General features: G+C 75.4%; 1 protein-coding gene. It reads left to right on the top strand.

What is annotated here, in order from left to right; genetic code table 11:
• On the top strand, nt 1-3130 hold a 3130-nt coding region (locus ACWF94_RS37410; RefSeq protein WP_453499214.1), incomplete at both ends, for an SDR family NAD(P)-dependent oxidoreductase.

Below are 3130 nucleotides of genomic sequence, written 5' to 3'. Positions count from 1 at the left end.
CGCTCTGACCGCGCAGGGCATCGCCGTACGCCGTCTGCGGGTCTCCCGTGCGTTCCACTCACCTCTCATGCGACCGATCGCCGGCCCGCTGGCCGAGGCGGCGGGGGCGCTCACCCTCCACGCCCCGTCCGTTCCGCTGATGAGCACGGTCACCGCCGAGTGGCAGCCGGTGCTCGACCCGGAGTATCTGCGGAGCCATGCCCTGCGCCCGGTGCTCTTCGGCGCCGCCGTGGAGCGGCTGGCCGACGACGGTTACGACACGTTCGTGGAGATCGGACACGGCGCGACACTGTCCGGGGCGGTCCTCGCGGCAGCGGCGGGCAGACGCGTAACGGACCGCACGGACCGCACGGACCGCACGGACCGCGGGGACCGTCACCCCGGTGAGGCGGCAGCGACCGCGCCCCGCGAGGGAACCGCCGCTCCCGCCGGGGAGTCGGCCGACCGGGTGATGGCGATCCCCGCGCTTCCGGGCGATCGCGACGGCGGCCCGCGCGCCGGACTGGACTCCGCTGCCCGTGAGGGGCGCGGGGCCCTGCTGGAGACCGTCGGACGGCTGTGGTCACGTGGGGTGCCGGTGGACCGTACCGCCCTCGACGCGGGTCATCACCGGGTCCCTCTGCCGCCGTACCCCTTCCAGCGCCGGCGGCACTGGGCGGACCCGCCGGTGAACCGCCTGCTGCACCGGGTCGGGTGGGAGGACACCCCCATCCCCCGGCCGCGCGGCCGTGCCCTGGTGGGTCCGGTGCTGCTGACGGGCCCCGACGCCGCGTCGGTACGCTCGCTCACCGAACAGCTCACAGCCCGGGGCGTCCGCGTGCACGCGGCAGGTGACGGACCGCCGGACACCGTCGTCCTGGTCGCAGGACCGACGCCCGGCCTGACGGCGCCGGACCTCGCCACTCCCGACGTGACAGCGCCCGGCCTCGCGGCATCGGCCCTCGCCACTCCCGGCTCGGCGGCGCCCGGCCTCGCCACGCCCGACCCGACGGCGCCCGCCATCGCAGCTCCCCGCGCTCTCGACCGGGCCCAGAACGCCGGGCTGACGGCCTTCCGCGAGGCGCTCGCGCTGCTCGACGAGACGCGGGCGGGACGGCTGCTCCTGCTGACCGAGGACGTGCACACCACCGGGGCGGCGCCCGAGAATCCCCGCCCGTCCCACGCCATCCTCACCGGTCTCGTACCCGCGCTCCAGCAGGAGACGCCGGGACTGGCGGCGGCCTGTGTCGACCTCTGTTCGCTCGACACCCCGTCACAGCGCCTGGAGGCCGTACTCGCCGAACTGCGGGCGGACGGCACGGCGGGCCCGGCCGCAGCGGTCGCCTGGCGCGCGGGTCGCAGACTCACCCGGACCGTCGCACCGCTGACCGGTGCCGTACCGCCGTCCCCGCTGCCGCCGGACGGCACCTTCCTCATCACCGGAGGCGGCGGCGGGATCGGTGCCGCGCTCGCCCTCGTACTCGCCGGGCTCGGCCGCCCGACCCTCGTACTCGCGGGCCGCTCTCCCCGGCCGCCCGTGGGACTGCTCGACCGGCTCGGCGCGCTCGGCGCCACCGTCCACTACCGCGTGGCCGATGTGTCGGTCGAGCGCGACGTCGACGCCCTCGTCGCCGGACTGCCCCGGCTGGATGCCGTCTTCCACGCGGCAGGGGTGGTACGGCCCGGGACACTGCGGAACAAGTCCACCGATGAGATGGCCGGGGTCCTGGCCGCCAAAACACATGGCAGCCTGCTGCTCTCCCTGGCCCTGCGCCGGTATCGCCTGAACCCGGCGGTCTGTGTGGCGTTCTCCTCGGTCTCCTCCGTACTGCCGGGTCTGGCGGGCGCGCTCGGCGACTACGCGGCCGCCAGCGCCTTCCTGGACGCGTTCGCCGCTTCGGAGCGCCGGGCGGGGAGGCCGTGGCTGTCCCTGAACCTGGGGGCGTTCGCCGAGACGGGACTCGCCGCCGCCCTGGGCACGGGCGCGTCGCCCGCCGGTGGCCGGCCCATGGCCACCGCTCCCGCGCTGGCCGCGCTGCGCACGGCGTGCGGAGTCGACAGCGCGCAACTGCTGATCGCCGACCTGACACCGGCTCCCCCGCCCCCGGCGTTCCCGGGGCCCCCGTCGCTCCCGTCGCCCCCGTCAGAGCCGGTGCCTGCCCAGGGTTCACGGCCGGCACCGGCGGCGGTGACGCGATCCGACCCGGCGCGCGGCCGCCACCAGGCCGTATCCGGCGAGGCATCCGGTACGGAAACGGCGGTGCTGCTGCGTCAGCTACTGGCCACGGCGCTGCGGCTGCCGCCCGCCGCCGTCCCGGACGACGAGCCGTTCCTCGCCCTGGGGCTCGACTCGCTCGCCGCCGTCGACCTCGTCAAGCAGCTCGAACGGGCGCTTGGCACCACTCTGCCCGCCACGCTCTTCTTCGAGTACCGGACCGTCCGCGAGCTGGCCGCACACCTCGACACCTCGCCCCGCACACCGCCCCCGCCGGCACGGGCACCGGCACCGGCCGAAGACACCGCCACCGACGCGCCGTTCCCCCTCACCCCCGTCCAACTGGCCTTCCACACCAGCGGTCGGCTCCACCCCGACATCCCGGCCCGCTGCTTCGTACGCCAGACCATCCGGGGCCCCCTGGACACCGGCCTGCTCGGGCGGGCCCTCGCCGCGCTCGCCGACCGGCACACCATGCTCCGGATCCGTTTCGAGAACCCCGAGAACCCCGAGAACTCCGACAACACGGACGCGACGCAGAACGCCGGGAGCGGGGCCGGCGGAACCACACCGCGCCAGTACGTCGCACCTCCCGCGCCGCTGTCCGCCTGGTACGAGGTGAACGAGCACCCCGGCAGCGTCGACGACCTGGAAACCGCCCTGTGCAACCGGCCTTTCGACCTTGCCGCCGAGCCTCCGGTACGCGCGGTTCTCGCCCGGGAGAGCGCGGACCTGGCCCATCTGGTGCTGGTGCTCCACCACGCGGCGGGCGACGGGTACAGCCTCAACGTCCTCGCCGAGGACCTCTGGTCCATCTATACCGCACTGTCCCAGGGGCGCGAGCCGTCCCTGCCGCCGCTCGGTACGGACTTCGCGCGGTACGCGGCCGCTGTCGCCGATGACCGGTCGTCCGCCGCCTTCGCCGAGGACCAGCGC

It is taken from the genome of Streptomyces sp. NPDC055078, from assembly GCF_053607985.1.
The sequence above is the reverse complement of the archived record's forward strand: the minus strand, read 5'-3'. Positions and strand labels throughout refer to the sequence as shown.